Source organism: Pantoea sp. EKM10T (assembly GCF_011800685.1).
In the GTDB taxonomy this organism is placed as follows: domain Bacteria; phylum Pseudomonadota; class Gammaproteobacteria; order Enterobacterales; family Enterobacteriaceae; genus Pantoea; species Pantoea agglomerans.
Map to the genome: position 1 here is coordinate 214417 of NZ_JAALEU010000004.1, position 15725 is coordinate 230141.

Annotated in this window: 14 protein-coding genes; 6 read left to right on the forward strand and 8 right to left on the reverse strand. The window is 57.2% G+C overall.

The genetic code is table 11. The annotated features are described in order from the left end of the window. Nucleotides 1-47: 47 nt before the first annotated feature. The 3 genes from nudK to HFD95_RS09980 form a co-directional block, all read right to left on the reverse strand. On the reverse strand, nucleotides 48-626 hold the full coding sequence (nudK, locus tag HFD95_RS09970; RefSeq protein ID WP_010259968.1) for a GDP-mannose pyrophosphatase NudK: 579 nt from the start codon (nucleotides 624-626) through the stop codon (nucleotides 48-50). 142 nt (nucleotides 627-768) lie between these two features. After that, entirely contained in the window at nucleotides 769-2265 is a 1497-nt protein-coding gene (gene ansP / locus HFD95_RS09975) for an L-asparagine permease (protein WP_010259970.1), read from the reverse strand. A gap of 278 nt (nucleotides 2266-2543) precedes the next feature. Then, entirely contained in the window at nucleotides 2544-2816 is a 273-nt protein-coding gene (locus HFD95_RS09980) for a DUF1471 domain-containing protein (RefSeq protein WP_167430185.1), read from the reverse strand. 254 nt (nucleotides 2817-3070) lie between these two features. Between HFD95_RS09980 and narQ the strand changes: the two genes are divergently transcribed. The 3 genes from narQ to acrD all read left to right on the forward strand — a co-directional run bounded on the left by narQ (nucleotide 3071) and on the right by acrD (nucleotide 8809). After that, nucleotides 3071-4759, forward strand: coding sequence for a nitrate/nitrite two-component system sensor histidine kinase NarQ (gene narQ / locus HFD95_RS09985; protein WP_167430186.1), 1689 nt, complete (start codon nucleotides 3071-3073; stop codon nucleotides 4757-4759). A gap of 136 nt (nucleotides 4760-4895) precedes the next feature. Continuing rightward, nucleotides 4896-5525, forward strand: coding sequence for a response regulator (locus HFD95_RS09990; RefSeq protein ID WP_089415049.1), 630 nt, complete (start codon nucleotides 4896-4898; stop codon nucleotides 5523-5525). A gap of 167 nt (nucleotides 5526-5692) precedes the next feature. After that, nucleotides 5693-8809, forward strand: a complete 3117-nt coding sequence (gene acrD / locus HFD95_RS09995) for a multidrug efflux RND transporter permease AcrD (protein ID WP_033758593.1) — start codon at nucleotides 5693-5695, stop codon at nucleotides 8807-8809. A 104-nt stretch (nucleotides 8810-8913) separates the two neighbouring features. Here acrD and HFD95_RS10000 read toward each other — a convergent pair whose 3' ends face one another. Then, the gene (locus HFD95_RS10000; RefSeq protein WP_010259981.1) at nucleotides 8914-9105 is read right to left on the reverse strand and encodes a hypothetical protein; all 192 of its coding nucleotides are present in this window, start codon (nucleotides 9103-9105) and stop codon (nucleotides 8914-8916) included. A 284-nt stretch (nucleotides 9106-9389) separates the two neighbouring features. On the opposite strand from HFD95_RS10000, the gene HFD95_RS10005 reads away from it, so the two are divergent. The 3 genes from HFD95_RS10005 to HFD95_RS10015 are packed head-to-tail and all read left to right on the forward strand — an operon-like array spanning nucleotide 9390 to nucleotide 11098. After that, the gene (locus HFD95_RS10005; protein WP_010671352.1) at nucleotides 9390-9758 is read left to right on the forward strand and encodes an ArsC family reductase; all 369 of its coding nucleotides are present in this window, start codon (nucleotides 9390-9392) and stop codon (nucleotides 9756-9758) included. A gap of 1 nt (nucleotide 9759) precedes the next feature. Beyond that, complete coding sequence (gene dapE / locus HFD95_RS10010) at nucleotides 9760-10887, forward strand: succinyl-diaminopimelate desuccinylase (RefSeq protein ID WP_010671351.1); 1128 nt, start codon at nucleotides 9760-9762, stop codon at nucleotides 10885-10887. Between the two features lie 22 nt (nucleotides 10888-10909). Beyond that, nucleotides 10910-11098: a YpfN family protein gene (locus HFD95_RS10015; RefSeq protein ID WP_003848800.1), complete on the forward strand. Its 189-nt coding sequence runs from the start codon at nucleotides 10910-10912 to the stop codon at nucleotides 11096-11098. A gap of 92 nt (nucleotides 11099-11190) precedes the next feature. On the opposite strand, the gene ypfH is transcribed toward HFD95_RS10015, so the two are convergent. The 4 genes from ypfH to purC form a co-directional block, all read right to left on the reverse strand. Continuing rightward, entirely contained in the window at nucleotides 11191-11871 is a 681-nt protein-coding gene (gene ypfH / locus HFD95_RS10020) for an esterase (protein ID WP_022624149.1), read from the reverse strand. Between the two features lie 73 nt (nucleotides 11872-11944). Then, nucleotides 11945-13945, reverse strand: coding sequence for a tRNA(Met) cytidine acetyltransferase TmcA (locus tag HFD95_RS10025; protein ID WP_167430187.1), 2001 nt, complete (start codon nucleotides 13943-13945; stop codon nucleotides 11945-11947). Beyond that, nucleotides 13945-14811, reverse strand: coding sequence for a neutral zinc metallopeptidase (locus HFD95_RS10030; RefSeq protein WP_033778684.1), 867 nt, complete (start codon nucleotides 14809-14811; stop codon nucleotides 13945-13947). The genes HFD95_RS10025 and HFD95_RS10030 overlap by 1 nt, the downstream gene beginning before the upstream one ends. Nucleotides 14812-14941: 130 nt before the next feature. Further along, nucleotides 14942-15655 (reverse strand): phosphoribosylaminoimidazolesuccinocarboxamide synthase, encoded by a 714-nt coding sequence (gene purC / locus HFD95_RS10035; protein ID WP_010260002.1) that lies wholly within the window; start codon nucleotides 15653-15655, stop codon nucleotides 14942-14944. Nucleotides 15656-15725: the final 70 nt, after the last annotated feature.

Genomic DNA, 15725 nt, shown 5'->3' on the forward strand with positions numbered 1-15725 from the left:
TCCACGCTAAACGCCGTCACGCTGCAACAGGCTAACTGCATGATTTTTTATGGTATCAGCCAGCCAGCAATCTGCGCATGCTGCAACAGCATGACGGTTTTGCCGTCGCGAATGCGGCCATCGGCGACCATCGCCAGCGCATCAGGGAAAGGCAGCTCCAGCACGTCGATCGACTCATCTTCAACGCCGCCGCCCGCATTGTCGCGCAGCGATTCATTATATTCCGCTGCGAAAAAGTGGATCAATTCAGTGACGCCGCCCGGCGACATATAGCAGGCATAGAGTTTCTCCACCTCGCCCACCGCATAACCGGTCTCTTCAATCGCCTCTTTGCGAATGCAATCTTCCGGAGAGTCGTCGTCCAGCAAGCCAGCGCAGGCTTCAATTAACATGCCGCCCTCGTTACCGTTGACGTAAGTGGCGATACGGAACTGCCGCGTCAGGACCACGCTGTTCTTTTCACGGTTATAGAGCAGGATGGTCGCCCCGTTTCCGCGATCGTAGACTTCACGTTTATGGCGGATAACCTCACCACGACGATCGGTGATCTCATAGGTGTAGTTACGCAGCACAAACCAGTTTTCGGACAGGAGCTTATCTTTGATGATGTTGATCTTAAACGACATGAGGACTCCGCTACCGCATAAAGGGAGCCTTTCATCATAGGGGCAAGCTTGCGGGAAAACTATCCTAATTCTCGCGGTGAATGAGGCGGTTTACGCCAAAAAAAAGCCAGCCCGAAGGCTGGCCTGATTGCTGCAGCGCTTATCAGCGCGAGGTGTCGTCAGCCAGTCGGGTCGGCTGAGGCTCCTCTTCGTGATGATCCTGTTCGGTCTCAGCTATGGCGTGAACACGTTTACGCACGCCAAACCATCCCAGCACCAGCAATACCGCGATAAGCGGAATGGAGGCGATGGTATAAGTCCCGTTCGGGTAGTCAAACGCCATCAGCACCAGTACGCTGAACAGGAACAGCAGCGTCAGCCATGAGGTAAACGGCGCGCCTGGCAGCTTGAAGCTGACATCATCCGCCTTGCCCTCTTTAATGGCTTTGCGCAGACGCAGCTGACAAACCACGATAAAGGCCCAGGAGGAGATAATCCCCAGGGAGGCGACGTTCAGGACGATCTCAAACACCTGAGAAGGCACATAGTAGTTAAGCACCACACCAATCACATAGACGGCGATGGTCACCAGAATACCGGCATAAGGCACCTGCTGACCGTTCATCTTAGACATGAATTTCGGTGCAGAGCCACCCATCGACATGGAACGCAGAATACGCCCGGTTGAGTAGAGGCCCGAGTTCAGGCTGGAGAGCGCCGCACTCAGCACCACGATATTCATGATGCTGCCAACGTAAGGCACGCCCAGCTTCGAGAAGAAGGTAACAAACGGACTCTGACCCGCCTGATAGGCGTTCCACGGCAGCAGCAGCACCAGCAGGACCACAGAGCCGACGTAGAACAGGCCGATACGCCAGATCACGCTGTTGATCGCTTTCGGCAGCATGGTTTTCGGGTCTTTACATTCCCCCGCCGCCGTACCTACCAGTTCGATAGAGGCAAAGGCGAACACCACACCCTGAATCAGCACCAGCGCAGGCAGTAAGCCGTGTGGGAACATGCCACCGTTATCGGTGATCAGATGGAAGCCGGTGCTGTTGCCATCCAGCGGTTTGCCGGTGCCAAGGAACACCACGCCCACCACCAGGAAGATCACAATCGCCAGCACTTTCACCAGCGCGAACCAGAACTCCATCTCGGCAAACCACTTTACGCCGATCATGTTCATGGTGCCGACAATCGCCAGCGCGCCCAGGGCGAACACCCACTGTGGCACATCACCAAACGCGCCCCAGTAGTGCATGTAGAGCGCGACGGCGGTGATATCGACGATGCCGGTCATTGCCCAGTTGACGAAGTACATCCAGCCCGCCACGTAGGAGGCTTTCTCACCCAGGAATTCACGGGCGTAGGAGACGAAGCTGCCGCTGCTGGGACGGTGTAACACCAGTTCGCCCAGCGCACGCAGAATAAAGAAGGAGAAGATGCCACACACCAGATAGATGATGGCTAAGGCGGGGCCAGCAGCCTGCAAACGGCCACCTGCGCCCAGGAACAAACCGGTACCGATGGCACCGCCGATCGCAATCATCTGTACGTGACGGTTACCCATCGCCTTCTGGTAGCCGGCGTCATGAGAGTTGAGCCAGCGTCGTTTCGCAGCGCGCATCTCGCCTGGGGTTTTGTTTTTAGATTTCATAGCATTCCTGTTTGTCCTGACTATCAGTCGTCGCCCCCATTTCAGGCGTAATGCCCTGTGAAATGGGGTATTTTCCTCTGTGCGTTTGCCTGTGAGTGAGTGCCAGGCAGCGCGGGAATTTACGGCGATGAATCCTACCCGTTCTGCAAGAACGAAGCAAAATATACCGGGCAGATGCACAGGCTGATTTGTAAGAATCCATCCTGATGCACAAAAACAAAAAAACCGGCCATTTTCAGGCCGGTAAAAGCTACAGGGATGGAAACAGGAGGGTTGGGTTAGCGATAAATCTCTGCGGTGCCGCTCCACAGGCTGGAGTCGCCTGGGTTATCAACACCGATAACGCGGTAATGGCTGGCGCCCATCTCTTCCGCTTTTTGCGACAGCTGCCGATTTGCATCGTCCAGCGAGCCGCGAACGCCGGAGACCGAAACGCTACCGATGCTCTGCATATTCTGCGCCTGCGACTGATCGACCGGCGCGGCGGCGAAAGTGGCAAATGAGGCGGTAGCCAGTAATGCCCCCGCCAGGACAGCATTCAGCTTTTTCATTGGATGCTCCTTAATCTGTGTTCAGGGTTGAGTTGATGACTGGATGAATTATTAACGCTGCAATGAAAAGCAACATCGGGACGATGTAAACCTGTTCCTTTTTTAAGCGTTGAACAGCAGCACGTCCTGGGAACTGTCAGTTGCGGTCATTTTATGTGCGATGTGTAACGTCCTGTGCGATAAACAAGGAAGGGATCATTTGCGTTACGTTAATGCGCTCTTATAATTCCCGCACTCTCAACAGGGCCATTCATGTGATTGTTAAACGTTCCGTAACTCAAAGCATCGCTCAGGCGCTCAGCGCCATTGTCCTGCTGTCGCTGCTCACCACCGGTCTGGCATTAGTCACGCTCCTGAGCAGCCAGCGCGACGCGGAGGCGATCAATCTGGCGGGTTCACTACGTATGCAGAGCTATCGCATGGCCTGGGATGCCAGCCGTCAGCCGCAAAATCTGGCTCATCATCTGGCGCGCTATCAGCAAACGCTGGATGCCCCGGTGCTGCAGAAACTTGATCGGCCCTGGGTACCCCGTGAAGTAAGTGTTCGCTATCAACGGCTGCGTGCCGCCTGGCCCTCGCTGCAGCAACAGTTGCAACAGGGCGATACCGTGGCTTATCAGCAGCAGGTGCCGATCTACGTCGGTGAAATCGATCGCTTTGTGCTGGGTCTGCAACGCTATACCGAGTTGAAAATGCATCTGGTGGCCGCCAGCAGCCTGGTGGGGGTGATTGCGATTGTGGCGCTGGCACTGATGACGATTCGCTTTACCCGACTGCAGGTGGTGCGCCCGCTTAATGCGCTGGTCACCGCCAGTCGCTACGTAGAGAGCGGCAACTTTGCTTTTCCACCGCTGCACGTTGAGCAGCAGAATGAACTGCGGGTGCTGTCGCATGCCTTCAGCGGCATGGCGGCACGGCTGCATTCGCACTACCAGTTGCTGGAAAGTACGGTGCGCGCCAAAACAGAAGATTTAACCCAGGCTAATCGCACGCTGTCGCTACTCTATGACAGCTCACAAATGCTGACCGCCAGCCCGCTGCATCCGGCACTGTTTGAAGCCGTGTTAACCAATGTACTGACGCGCGAGAAACTGACGGCGATCCGGCTCGACAGCGACCAGTTTCAGTTTCGCGCCGGTGATGATCAGGCAGCCGGTCAGTGGCAACGTCTGCCGTTACAGCAGGACGAGCAGCAGATTGGCGAGCTGCGCTGGCAGACAGCTGGTGCCTCGCCTCCGGATGAACTGATGCGCAGCCTGGCGGCGATGCTGGGACGGGCTATCTGGATCTGGCAGGCACAGCAGCAGTATCAGCAGATGCTGCTGATTGAAGAGCGCACGACCATTGCCCGGGAATTACATGACTCGCTGGCGCAGTCGCTCTCGTTTTTACGCATTCAGCTGACCCTGCTGCGCCGCGCCGTTGATAAAGACAATAGTGCCGCCCATACCATTATCGCGGACTTCGATCAGGCGCTGGCCGAGGCCTATCGTCAGCTGCGTGAGCTGCTGACCACTTTCCGTCTGACCATTGAGCAGGCGGATCTGGTGGCGGCCATGCAGGCGATGATCGCCTCGCTGCAGGAGAAGAGCAGCGCAGAGATACACTTTAACTATCAGACCGGCCTGCAGAGTCTGGAAGCACAACAGCAGGTGCATGTGTTGCAGATCGTCCGTGAGGCGCTGCTGAATGCGATTCGTCACGCCAGTGCGCAGGTTATCCGGGTGGATTATCAGCACAGTGAAAAAGGTGAGCACTTACTGACGATTACGGATGATGGCGTGGGGATGAACAGCACTGAGGAACCGCCGGGCCATTACGGCCTGACTATTATGGCGGAGCGCGCTCAGCGCCTGAGTGGCCATCTGACCCTCCACGCACAGCCACGGGGTACCAGGGTGGAGTTGCGTTTTCCACCACAACCGGCGCGCCCGCTGGAATAGCAGGCCAGAGCGGGTCTTAATTCATTAAATAATCCATTGGTTTTTGACCGCGGACTATTCGATACAGAACAGGATGTTGTCCCTGAACAATACCGTCTGATCTGCCGCAGTCTGAAACCCATGCAACGGAGAAAATATGCAACAGCCCGCATTAACATTGATGATTGTGGATGACCATCCGCTGATGCGCCGCGGTGTCCGTCAGCTGCTGGCGCTGGATCCCCGGCTGGAGGTGATCGCCGAAGCCAGCAACGGCACTGAAGCGCTGGCGGAGGCCCGTCATCAGGAACCGGACATCATTCTGCTCGACCTGAATATGAAAGGCATGTCCGGACTGGATACGCTGAAGGCGCTGCGCCATGAAGGGATCAGTTCGCGCATTCTGGTGCTGACCGTTTCTGACGCCCGCAGCGATATTTTTGCCATGGTGGATGCCGGTGCTGACGGCTATCTGCTTAAGGACAGCGAGCCGGAGGTCCTGCTGGGGCATATCCTGCAGGCATCGCGGGGCGAAAAGGTCTTCAGCGAGGGCGTCACCCGCTATCTGGCTAATCGCCAGCACAGTGCCGATCCTCTGCGTCAGCTCACCGGGCGCGAACGGGATGTGCTGCAGGAGGTGGCGCGTGGCCTGTCGAATAAAGAGGTTGCCGCTATTTTGCATATCTCTGAAGAGACGGTAAAAGTGCACATTCGTAACCTGCTGCGGAAACTGGATGTCCGCTCACGCGTCGCCGCCACGGTGATGTGGCTTGAAAGCCGCAAATAGCCAACGAATTTACATTTTCTCCTCAATTTCTCCACGATTTCCCCCGCTGCCGCACGTAGAGTAAACGGCGGCGGAGAATCATGGCAAAGACCCGCCGATTTTCCTGCCAGAGCGCCCGTTGCTGGTGGGCCTGACCAACGATAAAAGTAGTGAGGAGTGTCGATTTAATGTCGAATTTCTTTATCGACCGCCCTATCTTTGCCTGGGTTCTGGCGATTCTGCTGTGCCTGTGTGGCACGCTTTCGATTATTTCGCTGCCTATTGAACAGTACCCCGATCTGGCACCGCCCAACGTGCGCATCACCGCTAACTATCCGGGCGCATCCGCCCAGACGCTGGAAAACACCGTTACCCAGGTGATCGAGCAGAACATGACCGGCATCGATAATCTGATGTACATGTCCTCTAACAGCAGCAACACCGGCCAGGCACAGATCACCCTCACCTTTACCGCCGGGACCAATCCCGATGAAGCCCGTCAGCAGGTACAGAACCAGCTGCAATCCGCACTGCGCAAATTGCCACAGGCGGTGCAGTCGCAGGGTGTGACCGTCAATAAAACCGGTGACAGTAATATTCTGATGGTGGCATTCGTTTCAACCGACGGCAGCATGGATAAGCAGGATATTTCAGACTATGTCGCCAGTAATATTCAGGATCCGCTAAGCCGTATTGATGGCGTCGGCCAGGTTGACGCTTACGGCTCGCAATATGCGATGCGTATCTGGCTCGATCCCAATAAACTGATCGCCTATTCGCTGACCACGGAAGATGTGGTCAGTGCGATCCAGTCGCAGAACACCCAGGTTGCCGTGGGTCAGGTGGGTGGCCTGCCGTCGGTAGAGAAACAGGCGCTTAACGCTACGGTCAACGCCCAGTCGATGCTGCAGACCCCTGAGCAGTTCCGGGCGATTACCCTGAAGAACAATCCCGATGGTTCGGTGGTGACGCTGGGCGATGTCGCCAGCGTGGCGCTGGGCGCTGAGAAGTATGATTATCTGAGTCGTTACAACGGCCAGCCCGCGTCAGGCCTGGGGGTGAAGCTGGCGTCCGGTGCCAACGAGATGAACACCGATAAGCTGGTGCGGGCGCGCATTGAGGAGCTGTCCCACTACTTCCCGCACGGTCTGGAAGCAAAAATCGCCTATGAAACCTCCCCTTTCGTTAAAGCGTCAATCACCGATGTGGTGAAGACACTGCTGGAGGCGATTGTGCTGGTATTTGGCGTGATGTACCTGTTTATGCAGAACTTCCGCGCCACCTTAATTCCTACTATTGCAGTGCCGGTGGTACTGTTCGGCACCTTCAGCGTGCTCTATGCCTGCGGATTCAGCATCAATACCCTGACCATGTTTGCCATGGTGCTGGCAATCGGGCTGCTGGTGGATGATGCCATCGTGGTGGTGGAAAACGTTGAACGTATCATGCATGAAGAGGGACTCTCGCCGCGTGCCGCCACCCGAAAATCGATGGGCCAGATTCAGGGCGCGCTGGTGGGTATCGCGCTGGTGCTCTCTGCGGTGTTTGTGCCGATGGCGTTTTTCGGCGGCACCGTCGGCGCCATCTACCGTCAGTTCTCAATTACCATTGTGTCGGCGATGGTGCTGTCGGTGCTGGTGGCGATGATCCTGACACCGGCGCTCTGTGCCACGCTGCTCAAACCCGTTTCGCAGGGCGAGCAGCCTGAGCGTCGCGGCTTCTTCGGCTGGTTCAATCGTCACTTTAATCGCAATGCTGACCGCTACGAGCGCGGGGTCGCGGGTATCCTGCGCAAGGGCGGTCGCTGGCTGCTGCTCTATCTCGGCATCATCGGCCTGATGGCCTTTCTGTTTCTGCGTCTGCCGACGTCGTTTCTGCCGCTGGAAGATCGCGGCGTATTCCTGACGCAGGTTCAGCTTCCGGCAGGCGCGACGCTCGAGCAAACTGCCAGCGTCGTCGCCAAAGTTGAAAACTATTATCTCACCGAAGAGAAGGCCAACGTGCTGTCGGTCTTCTCCACCATCGGCGCAGGTCCGGGCGGCAATGGACAAAACGTGGCGCGTCTGTTTGTGCGGCTCAAAGACTGGGAAGCGCGGCCCGGTGCCGATCGCACCTCGTTCGCGATTATCGAGCGCGCGACGAAAGCGTTTCAGAAGATTAAAGAGGGTCGGGTGATTGCCAGCAGCCCGCCAGCCATCACCGGCATGGGCAGCAGCTCCGGCTTTGACCTGCAACTGCAGGATCACGCGGGCGTCGGTCATACCCAACTGATGGCGATGCGTGACAAACTGCTGGAGATGGCGGGCAATGACAACGCGCTGTCGCGGGTACGGCACAATGGACTGGATGACAGCCCGCAGCTGCAGATCGATGTTGATGCACGTAAAGCGCAGGCGCTGGGCGTGTCGCTGGATACCATCAACGACACTCTGACCACCGCGTGGGGTTCCAGCTACGTGAATGACTTCCTGGATCGTGGCCGGGTGAAGAAGGTCTATGTACAGGCTGCCGCTGAATTCCGCATGCTGCCAGACGACATCAACAAATGGTACGTGCGCAATAGCAGCGGCAAAATGGTGCCCTTCTCCGCATTTGCCACCAGCCGCTGGGAGACCGGTTCTCCACGTCTTGAACGCTACAACGGCTATTCTTCGCTGGAGATTGTCGGCGAAGCGGCCAGCGGCGTCAGCAGCGGCACGGCGATGGATGAGATGGAAAAACTGGTTAATGCCCTGCCCCTGGGCGTCGGGTTCCAGTGGACCGGTGCCTCTTATCAGGAGCGGCTCTCCGGTTCGCAGGCACCGGCACTTTATGCGATTTCGCTGCTGGTGGTCTTTCTCTGCCTGGCCGCGCTGTATGAAAGCTGGTCGATCCCGTTCTCGGTGATGCTGGTAGTGCCGCTGGGCGTGGTCGGGGCGCTAATCGCCACCTGGATGCGTGGGCTGGAAAATGACGTCTATTTCCAGGTTGGCCTGCTGACGGTAGTGGGGTTATCCGCCAAAAACGCCATCCTGATTGTAGAATTTGCTAATGAGATCAACAGCCGGGGACGCGAGCTGGTGGAATCTACGCTGGAGGCATCGCGTCAGCGCCTGCGGCCGATTCTGATGACCTCGCTGGCCTTTATCTTTGGTGTACTGCCCATGGCGATCAGCAGCGGTGCAGGCTCCGGCAGCCAGCATGCCGTGGGAACCGGTGTGATGGGCGGAATGATCTCTGCCACACTGCTGGCGATCTTTTTTGTGCCGCTGTTCTTTGTACTGGTACGCCGCCGTTTCCCGCTCAAAGAGAAGCCGCTCGACTAAGTAGAGGCGCAAATAAAAAGCGGTCACTGATATCAGTGGCCGCCTTATTTCTGTGTGTGGTAAGAATTCCAGCAAGCGGGATTAACCTGCTTTTTCTTCGCGCGTTACTTGTTGCGTAACATCGCTTCGATAAATTCTTTCCAGGTTCCCATTTCGGTGTCAATCATAATGCCCTCTCTTATTGTGCTGGCAATGTTACGCTCTTTTTTTATACAGGTGAATACGTTTACACCTGTTATATCTATCGGCATACGCCATAAAAACATGAATGTTGCTGGTTTTGCAAGCTGACGCACACTTCAGCAACTCCTTAACCCCGTTGAAAATAATTTATTTTAAACCCAGCGGTAGACTATTTTATCAACATGGCGAAATTCCTAAGCTCTTATTGATAAGCAGGGTAATGGTTAGCTGCGAAATTGATAGCGTTTACCCGATGCCGGACGATGACCTTGCTGCCGTGCTCTGTGGCCCGATTCCCGCGCCTGTGCAGATGCCGCAACGGATCACACTATGGTAAACTCGCACTTTGGCTGCTTTTTTCAGCTTTCACTTCTCACAGGACAATAAGGATCGGGCAATGAGCACGCAGTGGGTGATGTTCGGGATTAAAAATTGCGACACCATAAAAAAAGCCCGGCGCTTTTTAACAGACGCAGGCGTTGACTATCACTTCCACGACTACCGTGCGGATGGCCTGAACGATGCCCTGCTGCAGGAGTTTATCGATGCACTGGGTTATCAGGCTCTGCTTAACACCCGGGGCACCACCTGGCGTAAATTGCCTGAGAGTGATCGCGACGCGGTTACCGATGCCAGCAGCGCCAAAGCGCTGATGCTGGCGCATCCCGCCATGATTAAGCGTCCGCTGTTGCGCGCCCCGGATGGCTCCCTGCTCGCCGGTTTCAGCGAAGCCACCTATCAGAATGCTATCCAGGAGAAGTCATAATATGTTTTGCCCGGTCATTGAGCTGACGCAGCAGCTTATTCGTCGCCCCTCTCTCAGCCCCGATGATGCCGGATGTCAGGCTCTGCTGATCGCCCGTCTTGAAGCTATTGGCTTTAAGATTGAAACGATGAACATCGACGACACCCTGAATTTCTGGGCCACCCGTGGCGAAGGTGAAACGCTGGCGTTTGCCGGTCACACCGATGTGGTGCCGCCTGGCGATGCCAGCCGCTGGATTAATCCGCCATTTGAACCCACCATCCGCGACGGCATGCTGTTTGGCCGCGGCGCGGCCGACATGAAAGGATCTCTGGCGGCAATGGTGGTGGCTGCCGAACGTTTTGTTGCGGTGCGTCCCAATCACCGAGGGCGACTCGCCTTTATGATTACCTCTGATGAAGAGGCCAGCGGGGCCAACGGCACGGTTAAAGTGGTTGAGCGGCTGATGGCGCGCCGCGAACGGCTCGACTATTGCCTGGTCGGCGAGCCCTCCAGCACAGAAGTGGTGGGTGATGTGGTGAAAAATGGCCGTCGCGGTTCGATCACCGCTAACCTGATGGTGCATGGCGTGCAGGGCCACGTCGCCTATCCGCATCTGGCGGATAACCCGGTTCACCGGGCGATGCCCGCGCTGAACGAGCTGGTCGCGACCGAGTGGGATCAGGGGAATGAGTTCTTTCCGGCGACCAGCATGCAGATTGCCAACGTCCAGGCGGGCACCGGCAGTAACAATGTGATCCCCGGCGAGCTGTTTGTGCAGTTTAACTTCCGCTTCAGCACCGAACTCACCGATGAGATGATTCGTCAGCGGGTCGCAGAGCTGCTGGATCGTCACCAGTTGCGTTACACCATTGAGTGGAAACTCTCTGGCCAGCCCTTCCTGACCACGCGCGGTAAGCTGGTTGATGCCGTCGTGAAAGCTGTAGCGCACTATAATGAAATTAAGCCGCAGCTGCTGACCACGGGCGGAACCTCCGATGGCCGCTTTATTGCCCGGATGGGTGCACAGGTGGTGGAACTGGGGCCAGTGAATGCCACCATTCATAAAATCAATGAGTGTGTGAAAGCCTCCGACCTGCAGATGCTGAGCCGGATGTACCAACGCATCATGGAACAACTGATCGCCTGACGGCGGTTTTAAGGAGCAGCAAATGGAATTTATTAAAGATTACTGGTGGATCCTGGTGATCCTGCTGATGGTTGGCGTGCTGATGAACGTTTATAAAGATCTGAAACGCATCGATCATAAAAAATTTATGGATAACAAACCTGACCTGCCGCCGCATCGTGATTTCAACGATAAATGGGATGACGACGACAACTGGCCGAAGAAGAAGTAAACGAAAAAGCCCCTGCTATGCAGGGGCTTTTTTATGGTTCTTCACAAAATCAGCTCTCATCAGCGTTAAGATCGAGCTTGCGCAGGGGCTTTTTACATCATCACGATAACATCATCGTCACCCGGTTTTGCGCCGCTTAACGCCTCATCAAAGTAGCGTTTTGGCACCGTATAACGCAGATGATTCAGCGCCAGCTCCATGCTGCGGTGATCGATGGCGTGCTCCAGATCGTCAACGATATCCAGGGTAACGTCGCCACCGCAGGCGGTCAGCCGATGCTCCGCCTGCTGCGCATGGTGCAGCGGGACCTGCTCATCATAATCACCGTGGATCAGGTGGATGGTGGTGCGGGTGCTGGCCTTCTCCGGCAAGGTGATAAACCGGCCATTAAACACCACCGCGCGGCCCGCCAGATCCGGATGCGCCTTAATCCCTTCCAGCACCATACTGCCGCCCTGCGAAAAGCCAATTAAGGCTGTCGCTTCCGGCCGCACGCTGCTCTTTTTTTGCCAGTGACGCACAGACCCAACAAACTGCGGCATGGCCGCATCAACCCGCTGCTGGACGGTCTGATCGTGCAGGTCGGTTTCGCCGAACCACTGACGACTCGCACCAGGCGAGCCGACGGACACCACCAGCGCGTCGGGAAACGTTCGGGCAAACCAGTTGCCAATCTCGCCCATTGAATCCGGGTTATCGCCAACGCCATGGTAGAGCAGAAACAGCTGTGCTGTGGTGGCAGGCTGTTGAACGATTACATATTTCAGTGTCATGTTGACCTCCTGTGTTCACTCTACGCCGCATGGCATAAAATCATATGAGGATAATTTGAACCAGCTGGTCGAATTATTTCAACGGCAGGTGCAGCAAGGCTGCATCAACGCCCAGTGTCTGGAGGGCCGCTGCCGCCTGCTGCCGCAGCGCTGCGACTAGCGCTTTGCGCCCACTCACTCCCGCCTGCTGGGCCAGTTCGCCCAGGGCTGTGGGTGTGGCCACCGCCGCAGCCAGCAGCGGTAAAGAGGCTGAACTGGCCTGCACCAGACGCTGCAACACCGGCAGGCTCGCTTCCAGTGGCCGCTGCGCCCAGGCAAAACCCGCCGCCAGACGAATATCCTGCGCGGTCAATCCGTCGTCAGTAACCTGATCAAACTGCAGTTCCAGTGCGATATGCTGGCGCAACAGCGGCCAGTCTCGCGCCAGCTGTTCTGCCGCGCGGTGCTGCAATGCCTCACCCGCAGCAGAACAGGGCAACATGGCCATCGCCGCGTAGCAGCCGCTGCTGGCTTCGCGCTGACTGCCAATCCGCACCAGGCTAAAGCCACAGGCGCGCCAGAACGCCCAGAGAGATTCAGTGTAGCCGAAGCTGACGGAGAGGTAGTCATATCCGGCTGCCGCACTGGCCGCTGCCGCAACCAGCTGCTGTCCGGTTCCCAGACGACGCCGCTCCGCCGCCACGGCAATACGGCTGATGCGCAGCGAGCGCAATGTCGCCGCCTCAGCCAGACCAGCGTGGGCTGCCAGCGACTGCGCCACCAGATTCCCGCGGGGTCGCCGGGTGCCCGCCCAGACCGCCTGTGCCAGTGCAGGTTCAAGACCGCCCTCTTCCACCAGCCAGAGCGCACCCTGTAACGCCGACGCGTCGCCGGCCCGCCACAGCTGCATACCCGGAGCATCCAGCAGGCGGCGCAGATCAAGTGGCGAGGTACGATAGTGTGCACTGGTCAGCAGACGATACGCGGCCTCCAGCGCGCTGAAATCGTGGCGCTCAACACGATGAGGCGTTACAGGAGAATCGGGTGCGGTCGCGACGGCATCGTCAAACAGCAGCGCCTGGTTCAGCCACTGCTCCAGCGGATCGAAACGCGACCAGCGCAGCGGCTCATCGAGCGTAAAATAGTGTGCATCAGGAAGCCCGGCGCAGAATTTAAGGATAAACCCGCGCCCGCTTCCTTCGTAGCCCTGTACGGTGGTGGTGAGCAATACACGGGGATATCGACTGACCAGCGCCTGCAGCAGCGGTGCCGGGATCGCCGCCGCTTCATCCACAATCAGCCATTCCGCCTGCGGCGGCGTCTCCAGCGCCAGCAGCGCATCGGGTGCCATAAAGTGAAAAGCGTCAGCGGCGAAGGTGCTCAGCACCTCCGTTGAGGCTTTGGCCGGAGCCGTCACCAGACAATGTCCGTTCAATCGCGCCAGCATACCCGCCAGCGCCGATTTACCGCGTCCGCGGGGCGCGGTCAGCACGGCAACCCCCGATGGCAGCCTCATCAGCTGATCGAGTATCGCCTGCTGCTGCTGCGGTGCCTGACAGTGCCACTGCGGCCAGTCCGGCTGCGCCGGAAACCGGCATGGCTGATGCTGCCGCTCCACCAGCACCTGGTCATCCGCTAATATCAGCTGTTGCAGGTGGTGAACAAAATAAGGGGTGGCGATGGGTTCAGCGACATCGGCCCAGCGCAGGCTGTCGCTGTCAGGCTGCTTCGCCCACTGTTCCCAGGGCGGCACCAGCAGTAACAGCCAGCTACCGGCGGTGAGCGTGCCAGCCAGCGCAGCGAAAGCGTCGGCATGAAAGCCCTGACGAGCGTCAAACAGAGCATGACGAAATTCACGGCCAAGCAGCGTGCGCACCGCAGCAGGCTGTTTGTGCAGGACCGGCGTTTTATACTGACCCGGCCCTTTATCCGAAGCAGAGAACAGCGGTTCCGGGCTCAACGCCAGCCAGTCGCCGGTCAGCGTTTCACGCCACGCCGCAGCCCTTAGTAAACACCAGGCCGGGTCGCCGCTGATCACCGCCAGACGACGCACACCGGCCTGCTGCATAAGCTGCGTAAGAGGCTGCAGACTCATCAGTTGCTGGCGAAGGTGTTGCACTGTCCTGGATTGCCACCATCAAACCCGCGCTTGAACCAGGTGTAGCGCTGCTCAGACGTGCCGTGGGTGAAGCTGTCCGGCACTACGCGGCCCTGACCTTTCTGCTGCAGGCGGTCATCGCCAATTGCCTCGGCGGCATTCAGCGCTTCCTGCAGATCGCCCGCTTCAAGGATATTTTCCTGCTGCATATAGTGTCCCCAGACACCGGCAAAACAGTCCGCCTGCAGTTCCATTTTGACGGAGAGCTGATTGACCTGCGTCTGGCTGGCACCCTGCTGCATCTCACGCACTTTCGGTTCAATACCCAGTAGTTTCTGGACATGGTGGCCAACTTCATGCGCGACGACGTAGCCCTGGGCGAAGTCACCGTCCGCGCCGAGTTTGGTTTTCATCTCGTCATAAAAAGAGAGGTCGATGTAGACGGTCTGATCGGCAGGACAGTAGAACGGCCCCATGACTGACTGTCCGGTACCACAGCCGGTGCGGGTTGCGCCGCGATACATCACCAGCTTCGGCGGCACATACTGTTTGTTCATCTGCTGGAACAGTTTGCCCCAGGTGTCTTCCGTGGTGGCCAGAATCACCTTCGTGAATTTCGCAGCCTCATCATCATTGGCGCTGACGCTGCGCTGTTGCTGCTGGCTGGTCGGTGCAACTTCGCCGCCTGTCAGCAGTGCGGTCAGGTCGTAACCGTAATAACCCGCGATGGCCACGACAATCAGCAGCACAATACCGCCTTTACCGCGCGGCAGACGAATCTGGCGGCCTCCGCCGCCTAAACCGGACGATTGATCGCGACGGTCTTCTACATTGTCGCTTTCGCGACGCCCTTGCCAGCGCATGCTGTATTCCCTCAGTCATTTTTTCAGATGGCATGATTTTAGTTGTGTGAGGCAGCAATCACCAGCTTTACCCTGAAATGAAAAAAGGAGAGCCGGGGCTCTCCTTTTTCTTTCTGCGCGGCAGGCAAACTCAGTCAAGCTTCACGCCCAGCCGCTGTGCAACCGCCTCATAGGCTTCCACCACGCCGCCCAGACTCTGGCGGAAACGGTCTTTATCCATTTTATCCAGCGTCTCTTTGTCCCACAGGCGCGCACCGTCTGGCGAAAACTCATCGCCCAGCGTCACTTCGCCGTTAAACAGACCAAACTCCAGTTTGAAGTCGACCAGAATCAGGCCCGCATCGTCGAACAGTTTGCTCAGCACCTCGTTGGCTTTAAAGGTCAGCTCCTGCATCCGCGCCAGGTTCTGTTTGCTGACCCAGCCAAAGGTTTCGCAGTAAGATTCATTGACCATCGGGTCATGCTTTGCATCATCTTTCAGGAAAAGATCAAACAGCGGCGGATTGAGCACAATGCCCTCTTCCACGCCCAGACGTTTTACCAGCGAGCCTGCGGCGCGGTTACGTACCACGCACTCTACCGGCACCATCTCCAGCTTCTTCACCAGCGCTTCAGTATCTGACAGCAGCGCTTCCATCTGGGTCGGGATACCCGCTTCCTGCAATTTAGTCATGATAAAATGGTTAAACTTGTTGTTAACCATTCCCTTGCGATCAAATTGCTCTATTCGGGCGCCATCACCTGCTGACGTATCGTTGCGGAATTCGAGTATCAGCAGATCCGGGTTATCGGTGCTGTATACGGTTTTCGCTTTACCGCGATACAACTCAGCTCGCTTTTGCATCTTGTTCACTCCAGACTTGAAATAACGGGTGTTCAGCGGCCAGTGCCGCTGCGGCGATTGCCTTGACGCA